15 protein-coding genes are annotated in these 18564 nt (G+C 67.8%); 5 read left to right on the forward strand and 10 right to left on the reverse strand.

Going from position 1 to position 18564, the window contains the following annotated elements:
- Positions 1-12: 12 nt before the first annotated feature.
- The 6 genes from CBM2588_RS00920 to def form a co-directional block, all read right to left on the reverse strand.
- A complete protein-coding gene (locus CBM2588_RS00920; protein WP_115678964.1) occupies positions 13-2445 on the reverse strand; it encodes a sensor histidine kinase in 2433 nt (810 codons plus the stop codon).
- Positions 2442-3287 carry a DUF4390 domain-containing protein gene (locus CBM2588_RS00925; RefSeq protein WP_115678965.1) on the reverse strand — a complete coding sequence of 282 codons (846 nt, stop codon included), beginning with the start codon at positions 3285-3287 and terminating at the stop codon, positions 2442-2444. Before CBM2588_RS00925 ends, CBM2588_RS00920 begins: the two co-directional genes overlap by 4 nt.
- A gap of 9 nt (positions 3288-3296) precedes the next feature.
- Complete coding sequence (gene rsmB / locus CBM2588_RS00930) at positions 3297-4736, reverse strand: 16S rRNA (cytosine(967)-C(5))-methyltransferase RsmB (RefSeq protein ID WP_115678966.1); 1440 nt, start codon at positions 4734-4736, stop codon at positions 3297-3299.
- A 142-nt stretch (positions 4737-4878) separates the two neighbouring features.
- Positions 4879-5739 (reverse strand): zinc metalloprotease HtpX, encoded by an 861-nt coding sequence (gene htpX, locus CBM2588_RS00935; RefSeq protein ID WP_115678967.1) that lies wholly within the window; start codon positions 5737-5739, stop codon positions 4879-4881.
- A 181-nt stretch (positions 5740-5920) separates the two neighbouring features.
- Positions 5921-6934, reverse strand: coding sequence for a methionyl-tRNA formyltransferase (gene fmt / locus CBM2588_RS00940; RefSeq protein ID WP_115678968.1), 1014 nt, complete (start codon positions 6932-6934; stop codon positions 5921-5923).
- 152 nt (positions 6935-7086) lie between these two features.
- Positions 7087-7593, reverse strand: a complete 507-nt coding sequence (gene def, locus CBM2588_RS00945; RefSeq protein ID WP_018005004.1) for a peptide deformylase — start codon at positions 7591-7593, stop codon at positions 7087-7089.
- 160 nt (positions 7594-7753) lie between these two features.
- Here def and CBM2588_RS00950 point away from each other — a divergent pair, with 160 nt between their 5' ends.
- The 4 genes from CBM2588_RS00950 (at position 7754) to CBM2588_RS00965 (ending at position 13477) form a co-directional block, all read left to right on the forward strand.
- On the forward strand, positions 7754-8932 hold the full coding sequence (locus CBM2588_RS00950; RefSeq protein WP_115678969.1) for a LysM peptidoglycan-binding domain-containing protein: 1179 nt from the start codon (positions 7754-7756) through the stop codon (positions 8930-8932).
- 7 nt (positions 8933-8939) lie between these two features.
- The gene (dprA, locus tag CBM2588_RS00955; protein WP_115678970.1) at positions 8940-10142 is read left to right on the forward strand and encodes a DNA-processing protein DprA; all 1203 of its coding nucleotides are present in this window, start codon (positions 8940-8942) and stop codon (positions 10140-10142) included.
- Between the two features lie 81 nt (positions 10143-10223).
- Complete coding sequence (locus CBM2588_RS00960; protein ID WP_115678971.1) at positions 10224-10628, forward strand: thioredoxin family protein; 405 nt, start codon at positions 10224-10226, stop codon at positions 10626-10628.
- Positions 10629-10786: 158 nt separating this feature from the next.
- Positions 10787-13477 carry a DNA topoisomerase III gene (locus tag CBM2588_RS00965; protein ID WP_115678972.1) on the forward strand — a complete coding sequence of 897 codons (2691 nt, stop codon included), beginning with the start codon at positions 10787-10789 and terminating at the stop codon, positions 13475-13477.
- A gap of 76 nt (positions 13478-13553) precedes the next feature.
- On the opposite strand, the gene CBM2588_RS00970 is transcribed toward CBM2588_RS00965, so the two are convergent.
- Entirely contained in the window at positions 13554-14495 is a 942-nt protein-coding gene (locus CBM2588_RS00970; protein ID WP_115678973.1) for a LysR family transcriptional regulator, read from the reverse strand.
- Positions 14496-14696: 201 nt separating this feature from the next.
- On the opposite strand from CBM2588_RS00970, the gene CBM2588_RS00975 reads away from it, so the two are divergent.
- The gene (locus CBM2588_RS00975) at positions 14697-14987 is read left to right on the forward strand and encodes a hypothetical protein (protein ID WP_115678974.1); all 291 of its coding nucleotides are present in this window, start codon (positions 14697-14699) and stop codon (positions 14985-14987) included.
- Between the two features lie 257 nt (positions 14988-15244).
- Here the strand turns inward: CBM2588_RS00975 and CBM2588_RS00980 are convergent, their stop codons facing one another.
- From CBM2588_RS00980 to CBM2588_RS00990, 3 genes are all read right to left on the reverse strand, one after another.
- The gene (locus CBM2588_RS00980; RefSeq protein WP_115678975.1) at positions 15245-15703 is read right to left on the reverse strand and encodes a hypothetical protein; all 459 of its coding nucleotides are present in this window, start codon (positions 15701-15703) and stop codon (positions 15245-15247) included.
- A gap of 225 nt (positions 15704-15928) precedes the next feature.
- A complete protein-coding gene (locus CBM2588_RS00985) occupies positions 15929-16123 on the reverse strand; it encodes a YbdD/YjiX family protein (protein ID WP_115678976.1) in 195 nt (64 codons plus the stop codon).
- A gap of 22 nt (positions 16124-16145) precedes the next feature.
- On the reverse strand, positions 16146-18218 hold the full coding sequence (locus tag CBM2588_RS00990) for a carbon starvation CstA family protein (RefSeq protein ID WP_115678977.1): 2073 nt from the start codon (positions 18216-18218) through the stop codon (positions 16146-16148).
- Between the last annotated feature and the right edge of the window lie 346 nt (positions 18219-18564).

The following is an 18564-nucleotide window of genomic DNA, read 5'->3' on the forward strand; positions in this document are numbered from 1 at the left end:
CGCCAATGTTGACTATGCCAGTTTAACGAACAGGATCGAGATCTGCGCACCGACGATCTCGGCACCTTCCATGCGATTGCGCAGTTCGATGCGCGCGCCGTGTTCGTCAATGATCTTCTTTACCATCGCGAGCCCGAGACCCGTGCCCTTGGCTTTGGTGGTCACATAAGGCTCGAACGCACGGCTCAGGATGCGTGGTGCAAAACCGGGACCATTGTCCGCAATGGTGAGCTTGACGGCCTGCCGGTTCTCGCCGGCAGAATCTTTGTATTCTACAGTCTCGGTGTGCAGAGTGATATGGGGCGCCGCCCTACCGGCCGCGACGTTCTCCGCGGCCGCGTCCTGCGCGTTCTGCAGCAGGTTGTGGATGACCTGGCGCAGCTGCGTCGGATCGCCCTTGATCTCGGGCAGCGCACGGCCCAGCGTCGGATGGATCACCGGGTGCTCGTGCACCGCCGGATCGTCGATGCCGTACAGGTGCAGGACCTCGGCCACCAGGCTGTTGAGCTGCAGCGATTGCAGCACCGCCGGCGGCGTGCGCGCGTAGTCGCGGAAATCATCGACCATGCGCTTCATCGCGGCCACCTGGTTGACGATGGTGGCGGCACCGCGCTTGAGCACGTCGGCATCGGTGCCCTCGAGCTTGGGCGAGAGCTTCATCTGCAGGCGCTCGGCCGAGAGCTGGATCGGCGTGAGCGGATTCTTGATCTCGTGTGCCAGGCGCCGTGCCACCTCGCCCCACGCCACCGAGCGTTGAGCGGAAATCACATCGGAAATATCGTCGAAGACGATCACATAGCCGGGCTCGTCGCGCTCGCCGCCCGGCAGGCGCGCGCCGCGCACCAGCAGCGTCAGCGGCTGCTCTTCGCCCTGCGGCAGCTCGATCTGCTTCTGCCAGTGCTCGGCGCCGCCCAGCACCTCGCTGGTGTTCTGGTCCGAGAAGGCCTGGCGCACGATCTCGCCGAACGGGCCCATGCCGGGGATCTGTTCCATCGGCAGGCCCATCACCGCGCCGAACGGCTGGCGGAAGATGCGCTCGGCGCCAGGGTTGGCGGTAATCAGCACGAAGCGGCGGTCGAACACCAGCACGCCCGCGGTGAGGTTCTGCAGCACGCTTTCGAGGTAGGCCTTCGACTGCTCCAGCGCGGCGCGGTTTTCTTCCACGGCCAGGCGCGCCTCGGCCAGCTGGCGCGTCATCTGGTTGAACTGCTGGGTGAGCATGCCCAGCTCGTCGCGGCTCTTCAGCTCGCGCTTGGGCGACAGATCGCCCTCGGCCACTTCCTTGGTCCCCTGCAGCAGCATCAGCAGCGGGCGCGCCAACTGGCCGCCGAGCAGCAGCGCCAGCATCACCGCGATAAACACCGCCAGGAACAGCGTCAGTGTCAGCGTGCCGATATACATCTTGCGCAGGCCGGTGCGGCCCAGCGCCTTCTCCTGGTATTCCTGGTACGCGCGCTGGACCTCGTCGGCATTGCGCGCGAGCACTGCCGGCACCGGGTGCAGTACCTGCAGGTAGCGCTCTTCGCGCACGGTTTCGCCGACCAGGCCGAAGCCGCTCGACGGCGAATCCTCGGGGCTGCGCTCCACCGACAGGCCCGAGCCGGCCCAGCGCGGCGAGCGGGACAGCGCACGCGGTGCGCTGGCGGCACCGACCGTATCCTGCGCGGGGCCCGGCGCCGCGCCCAGCGGAATGATCACGCGCAGGCGATACAGGTGGCTGCTGTCGACACGCTCGGCAGCCTGCCCGATATCGCTCGACGGATCGGTGCCGCCTTCCACCGCGGCATAGCCACCGGCCAGCCGCGCCTGTTCCGCCAGCACGCCGGAAGGCAGGTCCGGCACCAGCGAGGCATAGTTGCTGGAAGCCGATGCCAGCACGCGGCCACTGCCGGTGAAGATCGCGGCTTCCTGCACGCCGTACTGCTCGCGCAGCCGGTTCAGCTGCAGCGAGGTGGCCACGCCGGACGCGCCGGCCAGCTGTTCGGACATCAGCCGTGCCTTGACCTGCAGGTCGGCCAGCGAGCTGTCGATGGTGGAGCGCCCCAGGTTCAGTCCGGCCTCGAGCGCGGTTTCCACGCGCACGTCGAACCAGGATTCAATACTGCGCGAGACAAACTGCAGCGACACCAGGTAGATCAGCACGCCGGGCAGCACGCCCACCACGCCGAAGAACACCGCGAGCTTGGTCATCAGCCGCGTGCCGAACTTGCCGCGGCGATAGCGCAGCCACAGCGTGACCGCGAGCGCGCCGACGGTCAGCACCAGCAGCGCGCCGATCACCAGGTTCACCTTGAACAGCAGGGTGAAATAGCGATCGAAGAATTCGGTATTGGCCGAGGCGCCGGCCAGCAGGCCCACCAGCACCAGCGCCAGGAACACGATGATGCCGGCCACGACGCGGGACAGCACGCGCCGGAACCGGCTGTCCCACAACGGAGTGCTCATGGCTGGCTCGGGGCCGGCTGCGCCAGCATCGCCGGCGACAACGCGTACGAGACGGCCTGCAGGTACAGGCCACGCCCTTCCATCGGGCCACGCTCATTGGCCGCGGCGGGTGCCGAGGCCGCAGCCGGGGCAGGCATGGCGGGCGAGGCCGGCAACGCAGGCAATGCCGGTGGCGGTGCCGGCGGCTGAGGCTGCGGCGGTGGCGCGGGCGGCGTGCTCAGGTCGGTCGGCACGGTGTAGGTGAAGCGCCGCCAGTCGGACGCCAGGTTCCAGTCGCGCGTGTTGACGGCGTTGATCTGGAACGGCTTGGGCAATTGCGACAGGTCCAGCCGCATGCGCACTTCGGCGTTGTAGGTCTCGCCGGGCTTGACCGCGTTGCGCTCGAACACGCGCCAGCCGCGCACGCGCTGGATAAACTGCAGCGCGCTCTTCAGCCGCGTGAACGGCAGCTGCAGGCCGCCGGTGGAGATGCGGTACTGGCGCGTCAGCGGCTGGTACGACAGGCGCACGCTGCGGGTGGTGTTGACCGGCTTGTCGTCGAACCAGTACCAGCGCGAGCGCGACAGCTGGAAGTCGACCGCGAAATACAGCGAGATGCCCTTGTGCAGCGCGTCCTCGAGCGCGGGCGGCAGGTCGAAGTCGAAGCTGGCGGCAAGCTCGAAGCCGCCGTCCTGGTATTCGACGCGGGCCTCGGTGGCCTCGATGACCTGTGCCTGCGCCGCGCGCGGCAGCCACAGCACGGCGACCAGCGCCAGCAGCAGCGCGAGGGCCCAGCGCGCCACCCGTCGGTGGCGGAGGTCCACTTCAACGCGAAAGCCTGACAGGCGCGGCGTGCTCGGCATCGGATCAGATCAGGCGCGTTTCTGGAAGCGGGCGTAGAAGAAGCCATCGTGATCGGATGGCAGGCTGGTACCGTCGGTGCGGCCGGTGCTGTCAAGGGTGGCCTTGTCACCGTCCGCGCCCGCGGCAAGCGTTGCATGGGTGCCGGGCAGCAGCTGTCCCGGCGCCTGCAATCGTATCGCATCTGCCAGTTGCTCACCAAACCAGCGCGCCTGCTCCTCGCCCTCCGTTGGAAAAATAGAACAGGTGACATAGACCAGGATGCCGCCCGGCTTGAGCAGCGGCCACAGCTGCGAGACGATGCGGCGCTGCTCGGTGATCAGCTTGGCGATATCGGTTTCGCGGCGCAGCCAGCGGATATCGGGATGGCGCCGCACGATGCCCGAGGCCGAGCACGGCACGTCGGCGAGGATGCGGTCGAAGAGTTGCCCGTCCCACCAGTCGGCGGGCCGGCTGGCATCGCCGACCACGATCTTTGCCGACTTGCCAAGGCGCGCCAGGTTCTCGCCGATGCGGGTGGCGCGCTGCGCGTCGCTTTCGACCGCGGTCACTTCGATATCGGCCAGCTCCAGCAAATGTCCGGTCTTGCCGCCGGGCGCCGCGCAGGCATCGAGCACGCGCATGCCGTCGGCCACCTCGAGCAACGGCGCGGCCAGTTGCGCGCCGGCGTCCTGCACCGAGACCGCGCCTTCGGCAAAGCCGGGCAGCTGGTTCACCGGCACCGCGCGCACCAGGCGCACCGCCTGCGGACCGACGACGTGCCCGGCCAGGCCGGCGTTGGCGAGGTCGGTGCGGTACTGCTGCACCGACACGCGCGCGGTGTTGACGCGCACCGTCATCGGCGGGCGCACGTTGGCACTGGCGGCCAGCGCCATCCACTGGTCGGGGTAGGCCTCGCGCAGCATGCGCAGCCACCACGGCGGCAGGTTCCAGCGCGCCTGCTCGTCGCGGTTGACTTCAGCGAGCAGGGCCTTGCGCTCGCGCAGGAAACGGCGCAGCACCGCGTTGACCAGTCCGCGCGCATGCGCGGTCTTGGGTTCGGAGGCGGCCGCGCTGACGGCCTGGTCGACCACCGTGAAGGTGCTGTAGCCCGGACGGCCGGCGTCGGTATCGTGGCGCGCCGGGTCGGCGCCGTCGTGCCGCTCGCGCGGGCCCGGCCCGTGTTCCAGCAACAGCGCCAGCGCTACTGCCAGCAGCGAATCGACCTGCGCGCCGGGCGGCCGCGTCACCAGTCTGGTCACCAGCGCGCGCGCAGTGCCGAACTGGCGCATGGTGCGGTAGGCGATGTCCTGCAGCGCGCCGCGCGTGGCGGCGTCGCGCACTCGGTCGAGCTTCAGTTGTGCGGCGGCGTCTTCGATCGCCTGGGGCAAGGCCGTGCCTTCGCTGACGGCGCGCACCGCGGTGGCGGCACCAAGCATCTGGAAGGCAAGCGAATCGGGAGGCAGGCGCATATCGGTCAGGCGGCGGATCAGGCAGCGGGTAAGGCGTGAATCGGGAAGGCGCGGAGCACGGGCCAAAAAAAGCCCGCCGGTCCACGCGGAACAGCGGGCAGTTTACCTTGTGACGGGGCCGCGCCCCGGATTTCCGGCGCGCTCAGACGGGATAGGTGCCGGTCTGTGCCATCTGCATCAGGCGCGCAATGCGTTCCTCGGTGGCCGGATGGGTCGAGAACAGGTTGGCGATGCCGCCGCCGGACAGCGGGTTCATGATCATCATCTGCGCCGTGGCCGGATGCTCCTCGGCCGCCTGGAACGGGATGCCCTGCGCGTAGCGGTGGATCTTGTCCAGCGCGCTGGCCAGCGCCTGCGGGTCGCCGCTGATCTCGGCGCCGCCGCGGTCGGCTTCGAATTCGCGCGCGCGCGAGATCGCCATCTGGATCAGCGAGGCCGCCAGCGGCGCCAGGATCGCCACCGCAATGCTGGCGATGGGATTGGTGCGGTTGCCGTTCTCGTCGCGCCCGCCGAAGAACATCGCCATATTGGCCAGCGCCGAAATCGCACCGGCCATGGTGGCGGCGATGGTCGAGGTCAGGATGTCGCGGTGGCGCACGTGCGCCAGCTCGTGCGCCATCACGCCGCGCAGCTCGCGCTCGGACAGCACGCGCAGGATGCCGGTGGTGGCGGCCACCGCGGCGTGCTCCGGGTTGCGGCCGGTGGCAAAGGCGTTGGGCGCGTCTTCGTTGATCAGGTAGACGCGCGGCATCGGCAGGCCGGCGCGTTGCGCCAGGTCCTGCACCATGCCGTAGAACTGCGGCGCGCTGCCGGCATCGACTTCCTGCGCGTTGTACATGCGCAAGACCATCTTGTCCGAGAACCAGTAGGAGAAGAAGTTCATGCCGAGCGCGAGCAGCAGCGCCATCATCATGCCGCTGCGTCCGCCGATCATGCCGCCGATGACGATGAACAGCGCCGTGATGGCCGCCATCAGCATGAAGGTCTTGACCCAGTTGAACATTGCGGTGATCTCCGTGAAATCGTGACGCGCCCCGGAAAAGCTGACGCGATGCCCGTTAGATAGGGGCCGATCGCAGAAAATTCAACGGCCGTCCAACGGCCTTTGCAATGTTGCTCAGCCGCAGGCAGGGAGGCGCCGTGCGCGGCACATCAAGCGTCATGTGCGCCAAACGGCTGCCCGATCAAGCCGCCGCTGCGCCGTCGCCTGGCACCACGCAGCGCGTGCCCGGCGGCAGCGGCAAGGCTTGCAGGAACTGCTGCGCCGGCTGGCGGCGGCCGCCCGGCTTCTGCAGTTCGGTGACCTGCAGCGCGCTGCCCGCGCCGCACGCGATCAGGATGCCGGCGGCATCTGCCGCCAGCACCGTGCCGGGCGGATGCGGCAGGCTGCTGGCCGCCGCCAGCGGCACGGCCTGCCAGCACTTGATCACGGTGTCGCCCACCTGCACCGTCGCGCCCGGGAACGGGTTGAAGGCGCGCACCTGGTTGGCCAGTTCGGCGGCCGGGCGGCGCAGGTCCAGCGGGGCTTCGTCCTTGGCGATCTTCTCGGCGTAGGTGACGCCTTGTTCCGGTTGCGGCGTGGCCGGCAGCGGCCGGCCGGCATCCAGTTGCCGCAGCGCCTCGACGATCATGCGTGCGCCGAGCGCGGCCAGGGTGTCGTGCAGCGTGCCGGTGGTGTCGTCCGCGCCGATCGGCACCGCCTCGCGCGTGAGCATGTCGCCGGTGTCCAGGCCTTCGTCCATCTGCATCAGCGTGATGCCGGTCTCGGCGTCGCCTGCCTCGATGGCGCGGTGGATCGGCGCCGCGCCACGCCAGCGCGGCAGCAGCGAGCCATGGATATTCAGGCAGCCGAGCCGAGGCAGCGCCAGCACCTCGGCCGGCAGGATCAGGCCGTAGGCCGCCACCACCATGACATCCGGGGCGACGCCGCTAAGCGTTTCGATGGCCGCTGTGGCTTCTTCGGGATACTTGCCCTGGCGGCGCAGCGAACGCGGCTGCAGCACCGGCGCCAGGCCATGGGTGACGGCGAACTGCTTCACCGGGCTGGCCTGCAGCTGCATGCCGCGGCCGGCGGGCCGATCGGGCTGGGTCAGCACCGCGACCACCGGAAAGCCGGCGGCGTGGATGGCTTCCAGCGCGACGCGCGCAAACTCGGGCGTGCCGGCAAAGGCGACACGCAAGGGGCTGGCTTGGGACATGGCAGTTTCCGTGGCCGGAAATGGCACCGGCCGCTATAGCGGCCGGTATCGTGGTTCTTCGGAAGTCATAAAGATAACAGACCCCGCGCCGCTGCCGCACGCGGGTGGCCGGATTCCGGCGCGCTGTTACATCTTTATTGCCGCCGCGCGGCTTACATGCGGGTGCGTTCGCGCTTCTGCAGCTTGCTCTTGATACGGTTGAGCTTGAGCGGCGACAGGTACTCGACGAAGACCTTGCCGCGCAGGTGGTCGATCTCGTGCTGGATGCAGACTGCCAGCAGGTCGTCGGCATCGAGCTCGAAGCTTTCGCCTTTCTCGTTGAGCGCGCGCACGCGCACGCGGTCAGGGCGCTCGACCCGGTCATAGACCTCAGGTACCGACAGGCAGCCCTCTTCCCACACCTTGCGGTTGTCGCTGGCCCAGACGATCTCCGGGTTGATGAAGACCTGGAGCTGGTCGCGCGTTTCCGAGACGTCGATCACCACCACCTGCTCGTGCACGTTGACCTGGGTCGCTGCCAGGCCGATGCCGGGCGCTTCGTACATGGTTTCCGCCATGTCCTTGACCAGCTGGCGGATGCGGTCGTCCACCGCGGCCACGGGTTTGGCGACGGTGTGCAGGCGGGGATCGGGGTAGGTCAGGATGTCGAGTTTTGCCATGATGCTGGGGCGCAACGCCGGCTGCTGCCGGCAACCAGGCCGCGTTGCGGCGCCGGATGTTTACATGCAGAATCGGGGCGCAAGTACAAAAATTCAAGGCGCGCCGCAACAGGCACGCTCTCCCGGGTCAATCCGGCCGAACCACCGGCCGGTCAGGAAAATGCGCGATCTTACCAAAGAACACCAGGCGGCGTCGGGCCGCAGGCTGCACGCGTCCATCCCCAGATTTCTTGCTTATCCGTTACTGAGTGCCGCGGCCTTCACCGCCGCGCTGCCGACGCTGGCGGCGGACCTGACGGTCACGGCGGCCCAGCAGGCCGAAGCCGAGCGTACCTACCGGCACGGAATTCCCGTGGCCGATCTTGCCGCCAACGCGCCATCGCAATATACGGTGCGCGCCGGCGACACGCTGTGGGGCATCTCGGGCCGCTTCCTGCGCCAGCCGTGGCGCTGGCCCGAGCTATGGGGCATGAACCGGCAGCAGATCCGCAACCCGCACCTGATCTACCCGGGCCAGATCCTGTATCTGATCCAGCGCGACGGACGTGCCTGGCTGTCGACCACGCCGGGCGGCAGCGATACCGTGCGCCTGTCGCCGCAGATGCGCAGCGGCGCCGCCGACAGTGCCGCCATCCTGAGCATCCCGGCCGCCGAGATCGAGCCCTTCCTGATCCGGCCGCTGGTGGTCGACCAGGGCACGCTGGACACCTCGGCGCGCATCGTGGCGGTGTCGGAATCGCGCGTCATTTTGGGCCGCGACGACACCGGCTATGCGCGCGGCATCCCCGCCGAGGCGCCGCAGGGCAGTGACTGGCAGGCCTACCGCCCCCTCACCCCGGTGCGCGATCCCGTGACCCAGGCCGTGCTCGGCTACGAGGCCGAATATGAAGGCAATGTGCGCCTGGCGCGTGGCGCGCAGGGCCCGGACGCGGTCTCGACCATGCAGGTCACGCAGGCCAGGCAGGAGATGGGCGTCGGCACGCTGCTGATGCCGCAGCCAGCGCGCGAAGCCTTGCGCTACGTGCCGCACGCGCCCGATGCCCAGCTCGACGGCCGCGTCGCCAAGGTCTATGGCGGGGTGGAATTCGGTGGTGCCAGGCAGGTGGTGGTGCTCAACCTCGGCAGCCAGGCCGGGGTCGAGCCGGGCCATGTGCTGGCCCTGTCGCGCACCGGCGAAACCGTGACCGACAAGACCGACAGCAACCGCGCCATCCGGCTGCCGGACGAGCGCTACGGGCTGGCCTTTGTCTTCCGCGTGTTCCCCGGCGTCTCGTATGCGCTGGTCACCGACGCTTCCAACGTGATCGCGGTCGGCGACCGCGCCACCTCGCCGCGCTGAGCCGCTCTTGGTGACATCTCCGGCGGCGCCTGTCGGCGCCGCATCCCCTTGCCATGCCGGCGCCGGCGCGCCAGCCGCCATCCGCGATGCCGACGACCTGCAGGCATGGCTGCAACTGGCCTGTGCCCCGGGCGTCGGCCCGGTCGCGGTGCGCCTGCTGCTGGCGGCGTTCGGGCTGCCGCGGCAAGTGTTGTCGCAGAGCGTGACGGCGCTGTCCGCGGTGGTCCCGGTCAAGCTCGCCCGCGCGGTTTTGGCCAGGCCGGGGGCCGGCCTGCCGGCGCTGGTCGAACGCACGCTGGCGTGGCTGCGCACGCCCGGCAACCATCTGCTGACGCTGGCCGATGACGCCTACCCTCGCCGCCTGTTCGATCTGCACGACCCGCCGCCGCTGCTATATATCAGAGGCGATCCTGCGCTGCTGGGCCGCCCCGCGGTGGCCATCGTCGGCGCGCGCAATGCCACCGCGCAGGGCAAGCGCGATGCGCAGGCGTTCGGGCGCGAGCTGTCCGAGTCGGGCCTCACGGTGATCTCCGGCCTGGCGCTGGGTATCGACGCCGCTGCCCATGCCGGCGGGCTGCTCGGTTGCGGCGGCACCGTCGCGGTCACGGGTACCGGAGCCGATCGGGTCTATCCCGCCGACAACCTGGCCCTGGCTCACGAGGTCGCCGAGCGCGGCGCCGTCGTCACCGAATTCCCGCTCGGCATGCAGGGCCTGCCGGCCAACTTCCCGCGCCGCAACCGCATCATCGCGGCGCTGGCGCACGGGGTGCTGGTGGTGGAGGCCGCGGCGCGCTCGGGCTCGCTGATCACCGCGCGGCTGGCCGCGGAACTCGGGCGCGAGGTGTTCGCGGTGCCGGGATCGATCCACGCGCCGCTGTCACAGGGCTGCCACCTGCTGATCCGCCAGGGCGCCAAGCTGGTCGAGCACACCGAGGACGTGCTCGAGGAGATCAACCTGGGGCCAGCCGCACCGGTGCTCGGCCAGCCGTCAGCACAGGCCGTGGCTTCGCCGCCGGCTTCGGATCAGTCTGAATTTGCCGATGCCGCCGACCCCCTGCTGGACGCCCTCGGCTACGATCCGGTTACGCTGGATGCGCTGTGCGAGCGCAGCGGCCAGCCCCCGGACGCCGCCGCGGCACGCCTGCTGGAGCTGGAACTGGCCGGGCATGTCGAGCGTCTACCGGGAAACCTGTTCCGACGCCTTGCGTGAAGGCCGCGCCGGGGCAGCGCGCGCAATACCGATACAATCGCCGCTGTCCGTGTGTCGCGGGCACCTCATGATTCCGATGCCATGACCGTTTACTTTCCTGAGCGTGATGCAGGCGCCATCGCCGAGTGCCTGGCGGCACGGCCGCAGGGCCGCCTGGTGGCCTGCCTGTGCGCGCAGTGGTGCGGCACGTGCCGGGACTACCTGGTGGCGTTGACGGCGCTGGCCGCGCGCCATCCGGACCATTGCTTTGTCTGGATCGATATCGAGACCCATGCGGATGCGCTCGGCGATATCGATATCGAGAATTTCCCGACCGTGCTGGTGCAGCCCGCCGCGGGCGGCGCGCCGCAGTTCTATGGCACCCTGCTGCCGCATATCGAGGTGCTCGAGCGCATGCTCACGCGTGGCGCGGCCATGCCGGCGCCGGCAGAAGAGGTGCCCGAGGTGCTGGACTGGTTGCTTGGCGGGGGGCGCGGCGGCGCTTGAGCGGCGCGCGCGACGGCAGGCGAGCCGCCATCAGGCTGGCTTGCACCGCCGTCGAAACCGCGCTTATTATTGGCGCCTCATAGCCCCCCGGCGTTCTGATTACTACGTTTGCAGTGCAATTAGCGGGTTGCCGGATGCAGCCCGCAAGGACCCTTCCCATGTCAAAAGCCCTCATCATCGCGGAAAAGCCGTCGGTCGCGGCGGATATCGCCCGTGCCCTCGGGGGGTTTACCAAGCACGACGAGTATTTCGAGAGCGACGACTACGTGCTGTCCTCCGCCGTCGGCCACCTGGTCGAGATCGCCGCGCCGGACGAATACGAGGTCAAGCGCGGCAAGTGGAGCTTCGCCAACCTGCCGGTGATCCCGCCGCACTTCGACCTGCGCCCGATCGCCAAGACCGAGTCGCGCCTGAAGGTGCTGAACCGGCTGATCAAGCGCAAGGACGTGACCGCGCTGATCAACGCCTGCGACGCGGGGCGCGAAGGGGAACTGATCTTTCGCCTGATCGCGCAGCAGGCCAAGGCCAAGCAGCCGGTGCGCCGGCTGTGGCTGCAATCGATGACGCCGCAGGCGATCCGCGACGGCTTTGCCGCGCTGCGCGAAGACGAAGACATGCTGCCGCTGGCCGACGCCGCGCGCTGCCGCTCCGAGGCCGACTGGCTGGTCGGCATCAACGGCACGCGTGCCATGACCGCGTTCAACAGCAAGGGCGGCGGCTTCTTCCTGACCACCGTGGGCCGGGTGCAGACGCCGACGCTGTCGATCGTGGTCGAGCGCGAAGAGAAGATCAAGCACTTCGTGCCGCGCGACTACTGGGAAGTGCGCGCCGAGTTCATCGCCGCCGCCGGCCTGTACGAAGGCCGCTGGTTCGATCCCAAGTTCAAGAAGAACGAGTTCGACCCCGAGGCGCGTGATTCGCGGCTGTGGAGCGAGGCCGAGGCCAAGAGCATCGTCGCCGCCTGCCGCGACAAGCCCGGCACCGTCACCGAGGAATCCAAGCCGTCGACGCAGCAGTCGCCGGCGCTGTTCGACCTGACCACGCTGCAGCGCGAGGCCAACTCGCGCTTCGGCTTCTCGGCCAAGAACACGCTCGGCCTGGCGCAGGCCCTGTATGAAAAACACAAGGTCCTGACCTACCCGCGTACCGACGCACGCGCGCTGCCCGAGGACTACATGGACACGGTCAAGCAGACCATGGACATGCTCGCCGACAGTTCGCCCAACTACCTGCCGCATGCCAAGAAGATCCTGGCGCAGGGCTGGGTCAAGCCGAACAAGCGGATCTTCGACAACAGCAAGATCAGCGACCACTTCGCCATCATCCCGACGCTGCAGGCGCCCAAGAACCTGTCGGAGCCGGAGCAGAAGCTGTACGACCTGGTGGTGCGCCGCTTCCTGGCGGTGTTCTTCCCGGCGGCCGAGTTCCAGGTCACCACCCGCATTACCGAAGTCGCCGGCCACCACTTCAAGACCGAAGGCAAGGTGCTGGTCAACCCGGGCTGGCTGGTGATCTACGGCCGCGAAGCGCAGGGCGACAAGGATGCCGCCAACCTGGTGCCGGTGGCCAAGGATGAAAAGGTCAAGACCGACAAGGTCGAGGGCGTCGGCCTGACCACCAAGCCGCCCGCCCGCTACAACGAAGCCACGCTGCTGTCGGCGATGGAAGGCGCCGGCAAGCTGGTCGACGACGACGCGTTGCGCGAAGCCATGGCCGGCAAGGGCCTGGGCACGCCGGCCACGCGCGCGGCCATCATCGAAGGGCTGCTGACCGAGAAATACCTGGTGCGCGAAGGCCGCGAGCTGATTCCGACCGCCAAGGCGTTCCAGCTGATGACGCTGCTGCGCGGCCTGGGCGTGCAGGAACTGACCCAGGCGGAACTGACCGGCGAGTGGGAGCACAAGCTTTCGCAGATCGAGCGCGGCCGTCTCAAGCGCGACGAGTTCATGCGCGAGATCGCGCAGATGACCCAGCAGATCGTCAAGCGCGCCAAGGAATACGACAGCGATACCATCCCCGGCGACTACGCCACGCTGGACACGCCGTGCCCGCAGTGCGGCGGACAGGTCAAGGAGAACTACCGCCGCTTTGCCTGCACCGCGTGCGAATTCTCGATCAGCAAGATCCCGGGCGGCCGCCAGTTCGAGATCGACGAAGTCGAGGAACTGCTGCTGAAGAAGGAGATCGGCCCGCTGCAGGGTTTCCGCAGCAAGATGGGCCGCCCGTTCGCCGCCATCCTCAAGCTGGGCAAGGACGACGAAGGCCATTACAAGATGGAATTCGACTTTGGCCAGAATGACGACGACAACGACGGCGAGCCGGTCGACTTCAGCGGCCAGGAGCCGGTGGGAACGTGCCCGAAGTGCGGCGGCTCGGTGTTCGAGCACGGCATGAAATACGTCTGCGAGAACAGCACCACCAGCCCCAAGAGCTGCGACTTCACTACCGGCAAGATCATCCTGCAGCAGGAAATCAGCCGCGAGCAGATCGGCAAGCTGCTCAACGAAGGCAAGACCGACCTGCTGACCGGCTTCAAGTCGTCGCGCACCGGCCGCAACTTCAAGGCCTTCCTGGTCAAGCAGCCGGACGGCAAGATCGGCTTCGAGTTCGAGGCGCGCGAGCCCAAGGCGGGCGCCAAGACCGCGGCCAAGGCGGCATCGCGGGGCACGGCGGAAGCCGAGGCGCCGGCAACCAAGGCTGCAACCAAGACCGTGGCCAAGACTGCGACCAAGACCGCCGCCACCAAGACCGCCGCGGCCAAGGCGCCGGCGAAGAAGGCCGCGGCAAAGAAGGCACCCGCCAAGACCGCCGCGGCCAAGAAGACGCGCGCAGCCGCGGCCGGCGAGTAAGCCAGCCAGCCACGCAAAAACGCCCGGCATGGCCGGGCGTTTTGCTTGTTGCGGCGCGCGGCGCAGCCGCGGCCGTTCAGGTGCGCACGGCGTGGGCGCCCAGGCTGGCGGCCGGATGGTCATCCTTGCCCCGCACATGCCCTTCTTCCAGCAGGAAGTCGATAAAGGCGCGAACCTTGGTGGGCAGGAACTTGCGGCTCGGATAGACCACGCTGACATCGCGCCGGGGCAACTGGTATTGGGGCAGCACGCGCACCAGCCGGCCCGCGTCGATATTGGGCCGCGCCAGGTAGGACGAGAGCATGGCCACGCCCATATCGGCCAGCGCGGCCTGGTGCGCCAGCTCGGCGTTGCTGCACAGCAGCCCAGGGCGGATCGGCACGGTCACCTCGCCTTCCGGTCCGAGCAGTGTCCATTCGTGCTCGGCGTTGGGCAGGCGCATGGCGATGCAGCGATGGTGGCTCAGTTCATGGGCATGGCGGATGGGCGCATGCGCCGCGACATAGCCGGGCGAGGCGCACAGGATGACTTCGGCCGACAGCAGCGGACGCGCCACCAGGTGCGAGCCCAGACCCAGGTCGGACAGCATCACGGCCACGTCGCGGCCTTCCTCGACGATATCGACATTGCGGTCCGACAGGATCACGTCGAAGACCACCTCCGGGTAGAGCTGCTGGAAGCGCGACAGCAGTTCCGGCAGCAGGTGCAGGCCGAACATCACCGGCGTCACCAGGCGCAGCGTGCCGGACAGCGACTGGCTGCGCGCCGTGACCACGCTCTCGGCTTCCTCGACGTCTTCCAGGATCTGCTGGCAGCGCTGCAGGTAGGTCTCGCCGGCATCGGTCAGCGACAGGCTGCGCGTGGTCCGGTTGAGCAGGCGCGTGCCGAGGTGGCTTTCCAGGTCGGCCACATAGCGCGTGACCACCGCGTTGGACATTTCCAGCTGCTGCGCTGCACGCGCGAAGCTGCCGAGCTCCACCACTTTGGAAAACACACGCATCGACTGCAGGCGATCCATGACATAGTCTCCGGTTTCTTTGCTGAATTCTTACGCAATCAGCTTATTTTATTGTCCGAATCAAAACTAATCATTGTGGATCCTGATATTTATTGATATGAGGGAAATGCCTAATATCTAGCCATCGGATGCCGCAATGCAACATGCCCTTCCCCGGAAGGTGCCGGATCAGGCATCCACGCTACAAGAAAGGCCTGAATCATGAAAACCAACCGTTACACCCTGATCGCTGTCGCCACCGTCGCTGCCGCCCTGTCCGCCGCGCCGGCCTTTGCCAAGAATGGAAAGTTCGACGTCTACACCGACGGCGCCAAGGTGGCCAGCTTCGACGTCTATGCCGACGGCGCCCGGGCCGGCAAGTTCGACCCGTACACGGACGGTGCCAAGGCCGGCAAGTTCGACACCTTCACCGACGGTGCCCGCACCGGCAAGTTCGATACCTTCTCGGAAGGCGCGAAGTACGACACCACGACGGATCGCGCGCCGCTCTGAGCCGGCACGGTCCACCGCTTCAACCTGGTCTCCACAGGTCTTTAGGAGAGCGCCCCGCGTCTCTCCCGCTTTATTGGAGAAGAAGCCCGCACCGTGACCGGTGCGGGCTTCTTTGTTTCAGGCGCCGGCAGATGCGGGCCGAACTCTGGTCGATTATGCCAGATGCCGCAATGCAACAACGGCTGGTGAATACCCGGCGGTGGCGGCGCCAAAGAAAAACGGGCCATGATGGCCCGTTTTGCTGACCCCGCTGCGACTTAATCGTCGTAGTGGTGGCGATGATGGTGCTTGTGCTTCTTGCGCTTGTAATGGCTCTTGTTGTAGTAGCGGCGATCGTCGTCGTACGAGTTGTTGCGCGAGATATTGCCGCCCAGCGCCGCGCCCGCGCCGCCGCCCAGGCCGGCGCCGATCAGGCCGCCGGTGCGCCCGCCCATGGCATTGCCGGCCGCGGTACCCGCACCGCCGCCCAGGGCGCCGCCGATGATGGCGCCGGTGCGCTCGCGACGGTTGGACGTGACCGCGCCACCCGCGCCGCCGCCTACCGCACCGCCGATCACGGCGCCGGTGCTGCCGCCCAGCGCGCCACCGACCGCGGCACCGGCGACACCGCCGAGCGCGCCGCCGAGGGCGTTGTTCATGTCGCCCGCGACGGCCGGCAGCGCGCAGGCCGCCAGGGCAAGGGCAACGGTCAGGTTGCGAACGGGATGGCGAGTCATATGTTTTTTCCTCGAATTGCCATGATGTGTCGCAAGTGTAGATAAGGTGCCGCGGCCTTGCTGTAACCACCTGTAAAGCCCTGTAACCCCCTGCAGAAACGGTATCGGGCCATTACAAAGGCGCGGTGAAAATACAACACTTAATAAAAAGACAGGCGATCATGTGATCGCCTGTCTGCTTTGTCTGCCGCCGAACCAGGGTCGGCGGCATAGCTCAATGTGTCGTTAGCAGCACCTGCCCTGCCCGCCGCCGTAGCGCGCCTCCTGGCGCTCGCGGAAAAACTCCTCGTAGCTCATCGGGGCACGGTCAGGGTGCGTGCTTTCCATATGCGCCACATAGGTCTGGTAGTCGGGCAGGCCGACCATCAGCCGCAGCGACTGCCCGAGGTACCGGCCCATGGTGCCAAGTTGTTCCAGCATGGCGGCTCCTTGTCGATGGGGGTCAGGACTGGGCCGAAGCGGCGCCCGGCAGCGGCTCGAACGGCGTTTCCTTGTCGGTCGGGCGGTTCACGGCGCGGGCCTGCAGCGCGGTCTTGAAGCCGTAGAACACGATCGACAGCACCACCACCATGAACAGCGCGCACAGGCCGGCGTCCAGGTAATCGTTGAAGACGATGCGGTGCATCTGCTCCATCGACTTGGCCGGCGCCAGCACCTTGCCTTCGGCGATGGCGGCGCTGAACTTGGCGGCGTGGGTCAGGAAGCTGACCTTCGGGTCGGCATGGAACAGCTTCTGCCAGCCGGCGGTCAGCGTGCAGATCAGCAGCCAGACCGTGGGTACCAGGGTGACCCAGGCGTACTGGCCGCGCTTCATCTTGACCAGCACGCAGGTGCCCAGCACCAGCGCCACCGCGGCCAGCATCTGGTTGGAGATGCCGAACAGCGGCCACAGCGTGTTGATGCCGCCGAGCGGATCGACCACGCCCTGGTACAGGAAGTAGCCCCAGGCCGCCACCGTCAGCGCGGTCGCGATCAGGTTGGCCGGCAGCGAGTCGGTGCGCTTCATCGACGGCACGAAGCTGCCCAGCAGGTCTTGCAGCATGAAGCGGCCGGCGCGGGTGCCCGCGTCGACGGCGGTCAGGATGAAGAGCGCCTCGAACAGGATGGCGAAGTGGTACCAGAACGCCATCATGGCCTGGCCGCCGACCACCTGGTGCAGGATGTGGGCGATGCCCACGGCCAGCGTCGGTGCGCCGCCGGCGCGCGAGATGATGGTGTTCTCGCCGACGTCCTTGGCGGTCTGCACCAGCACGTCCGGCGTGATCACGAAGCCCCAGGTCGAGACCGCCTGCGCCACTGCTTCCGGCGTGGTGCCGATCACCGCGGCCGGGCTGTTCATGGCGAAGTACACGCCGGGCTCGATCACCGCGGCGGCCACCAGCGCCATGATGGCGACGAAGGACTCGGCCAGCATCGCGCCGTAGCCGATGAAGCGAGCGTGGGTTTCGTTCTCGAGCAGCTTGGGCGTGGTGCCCGACGAGATCAGCGCGTGGAAGCCCGAGACCGCGCCGCAGGCGATGGTGATGAACAGGAACGGGAACAGGTTGCCCGACCACACCGGCCCGCCGCCCGCGGCGAACTGCGTGAAGGCCGGCATCTTCAGTTCCGGCGCGACGATCAGGATGCCCACCGCCAGCGCGATGATGGTGCCGATCTTCAGGAAGGTCGACAGGTAGTCGCGCGGGGCCAGCAGCAGCCACACCGGCAGCACCGCGGCGACAAAGCCGTAGATGATCAGCATCCAGGTCAGCGCCTTGCCGTCGTAGGTGAACAGCGGCGCCAGGGTCGCGCTTTCATGCACGTACTGGCCGCCGATGATGGCCAGCATCAGCAGCACGAAGCCGATCACCGAGACCTCGCCGATGCGGCCCGGGCGGATGTAGCGCGTGTAGATGCCCATGAAGATGGCGATGGGGATGGTCACCGCGACGGTGAAGGTGCCCCACGGCGAGTCCGCCAGCGCCTTCACCACGATCAGCGCCAGCACCGCCAGGATGATGATCATGATCATGAAGCAGCCGAACAGCGCGATCATGCCCGGCACCGTGCCCATCTCGGACTTGACCAGGTCGCCCAGCGAGCGGCCGTCGCGGCGCGTCGAGATGAACAGCACCATGAAGTCCTGCACCGCGCCGGCGAACACCACGCCGGCCAGCAGCCACAGCATGCCGGGCATATAGCCCATCTGCGCGGCCAGCACCGGGCCTACCAGCGGGCCGGCGCCGGCAATCGCGGCGAAGTGGTGGCCGAACAGCACCGCCTTGTTGGTCGGCACGTAGTCCAGGCCATCGTTATGGCGCCACGCGGGCGTCATCCGTTTGGGATCGAGCTGCATCACCTTGTCGGCGATAAAGCGGCTGTAGTACCGATAGGCGATCAGGTAGATGCAGAGCGCGGCCACCACGATCCACAGCGCGCTGACGGCTTCGCCGCGCGCGAGCGCGACGGTGCCGAAGGCAAACGCGCCAAGGATGGCGACGGCCAGCCACACCAGGTGTTCTCCGATGCGATTCATAGTGAAGGGTCTCCTCAGACCGGGATTTGGAAAGCCTGCGGCGGCGAAGGACTGGCAACTGGCAACGGGCGGGTCGGCGGCGGGCGCGCCTGGGGCGGGCAGCGAGGGCAATCCGGCGGTGAGGGGTCTCCTGGGCTGCTGGAATGAATTGCTGCGCGCCCGGTTCGTGTCGTTTCCGGATCTCGTCTTGCAGGCAGGCGATGCACCAGCCGGGTAGGCGGTGCACCAACTGCGTGGACCCGTGCCGCATGTTGGGGCGGCTTGCGCGTCCGGCGTGTAGTATTGACAGCCGCCAAACCCGGCACAAGCGCGTAACTACGCAGCACTTCTGCGTAGTACTACGCAA

The organism is Cupriavidus taiwanensis (genome assembly GCF_900250075.1).
GTDB classification, from domain to species: domain Bacteria; phylum Pseudomonadota; class Gammaproteobacteria; order Burkholderiales; family Burkholderiaceae; genus Cupriavidus; species Cupriavidus taiwanensis_C.

Excerpts from the sequence above, each read along its gene's own strand:
- CBM2588_RS00990 (WP_115678977.1), bottom strand. The coding sequence starts at position 18,218 with ATGAATCGCATCGGAGAACACCTGGTGTGGCTGGCCGTCGCCATCCTT.
- CBM2588_RS00975 (WP_115678974.1), top strand. The coding sequence starts at position 14,697 with ATGAAAACCAACCGTTACACCCTGATCGCTGTCGCCACCGTCGCTGCC.
- CBM2588_RS00985 (WP_115678976.1), bottom strand. The coding sequence starts at position 16,123 with ATGCTGGAACAACTTGGCACCATGGGCCGGTACCTCGGGCAGTCGCTG.
- CBM2588_RS00965 (WP_115678972.1), top strand. The coding sequence starts at position 10,787 with ATGTCAAAAGCCCTCATCATCGCGGAAAAGCCGTCGGTCGCGGCGGAT.
- CBM2588_RS00950 (WP_115678969.1), top strand. The coding sequence starts at position 7,754 with ATGCGCGATCTTACCAAAGAACACCAGGCGGCGTCGGGCCGCAGGCTG.
- CBM2588_RS00970 (WP_115678973.1), bottom strand. The coding sequence starts at position 14,495 with ATGGATCGCCTGCAGTCGATGCGTGTGTTTTCCAAAGTGGTGGAGCTC.
- rsmB (WP_115678966.1), bottom strand. The coding sequence starts at position 4,736 with ATGCGCCTGCCTCCCGATTCGCTTGCCTTCCAGATGCTTGGTGCCGCC.
- htpX (WP_115678967.1), bottom strand. The coding sequence starts at position 5,739 with ATGTTCAACTGGGTCAAGACCTTCATGCTGATGGCGGCCATCACGGCG.
- CBM2588_RS00960 (WP_115678971.1), top strand. The coding sequence starts at position 10,224 with ATGACCGTTTACTTTCCTGAGCGTGATGCAGGCGCCATCGCCGAGTGC.
- CBM2588_RS00925 (WP_115678965.1), bottom strand. The coding sequence starts at position 3,287 with ATGCCGAGCACGCCGCGCCTGTCAGGCTTTCGCGTTGAAGTGGACCTC.
- def (WP_018005004.1), bottom strand. The coding sequence starts at position 7,593 with ATGGCAAAACTCGACATCCTGACCTACCCCGATCCCCGCCTGCACACC.
- fmt (WP_115678968.1), bottom strand. The coding sequence starts at position 6,934 with ATGTCCCAAGCCAGCCCCTTGCGTGTCGCCTTTGCCGGCACGCCCGAG.
- CBM2588_RS00980 (WP_115678975.1), bottom strand. The coding sequence starts at position 15,703 with ATGACTCGCCATCCCGTTCGCAACCTGACCGTTGCCCTTGCCCTGGCG.
- CBM2588_RS00920 (WP_115678964.1), bottom strand. The coding sequence starts at position 2,445 with ATGAGCACTCCGTTGTGGGACAGCCGGTTCCGGCGCGTGCTGTCCCGC.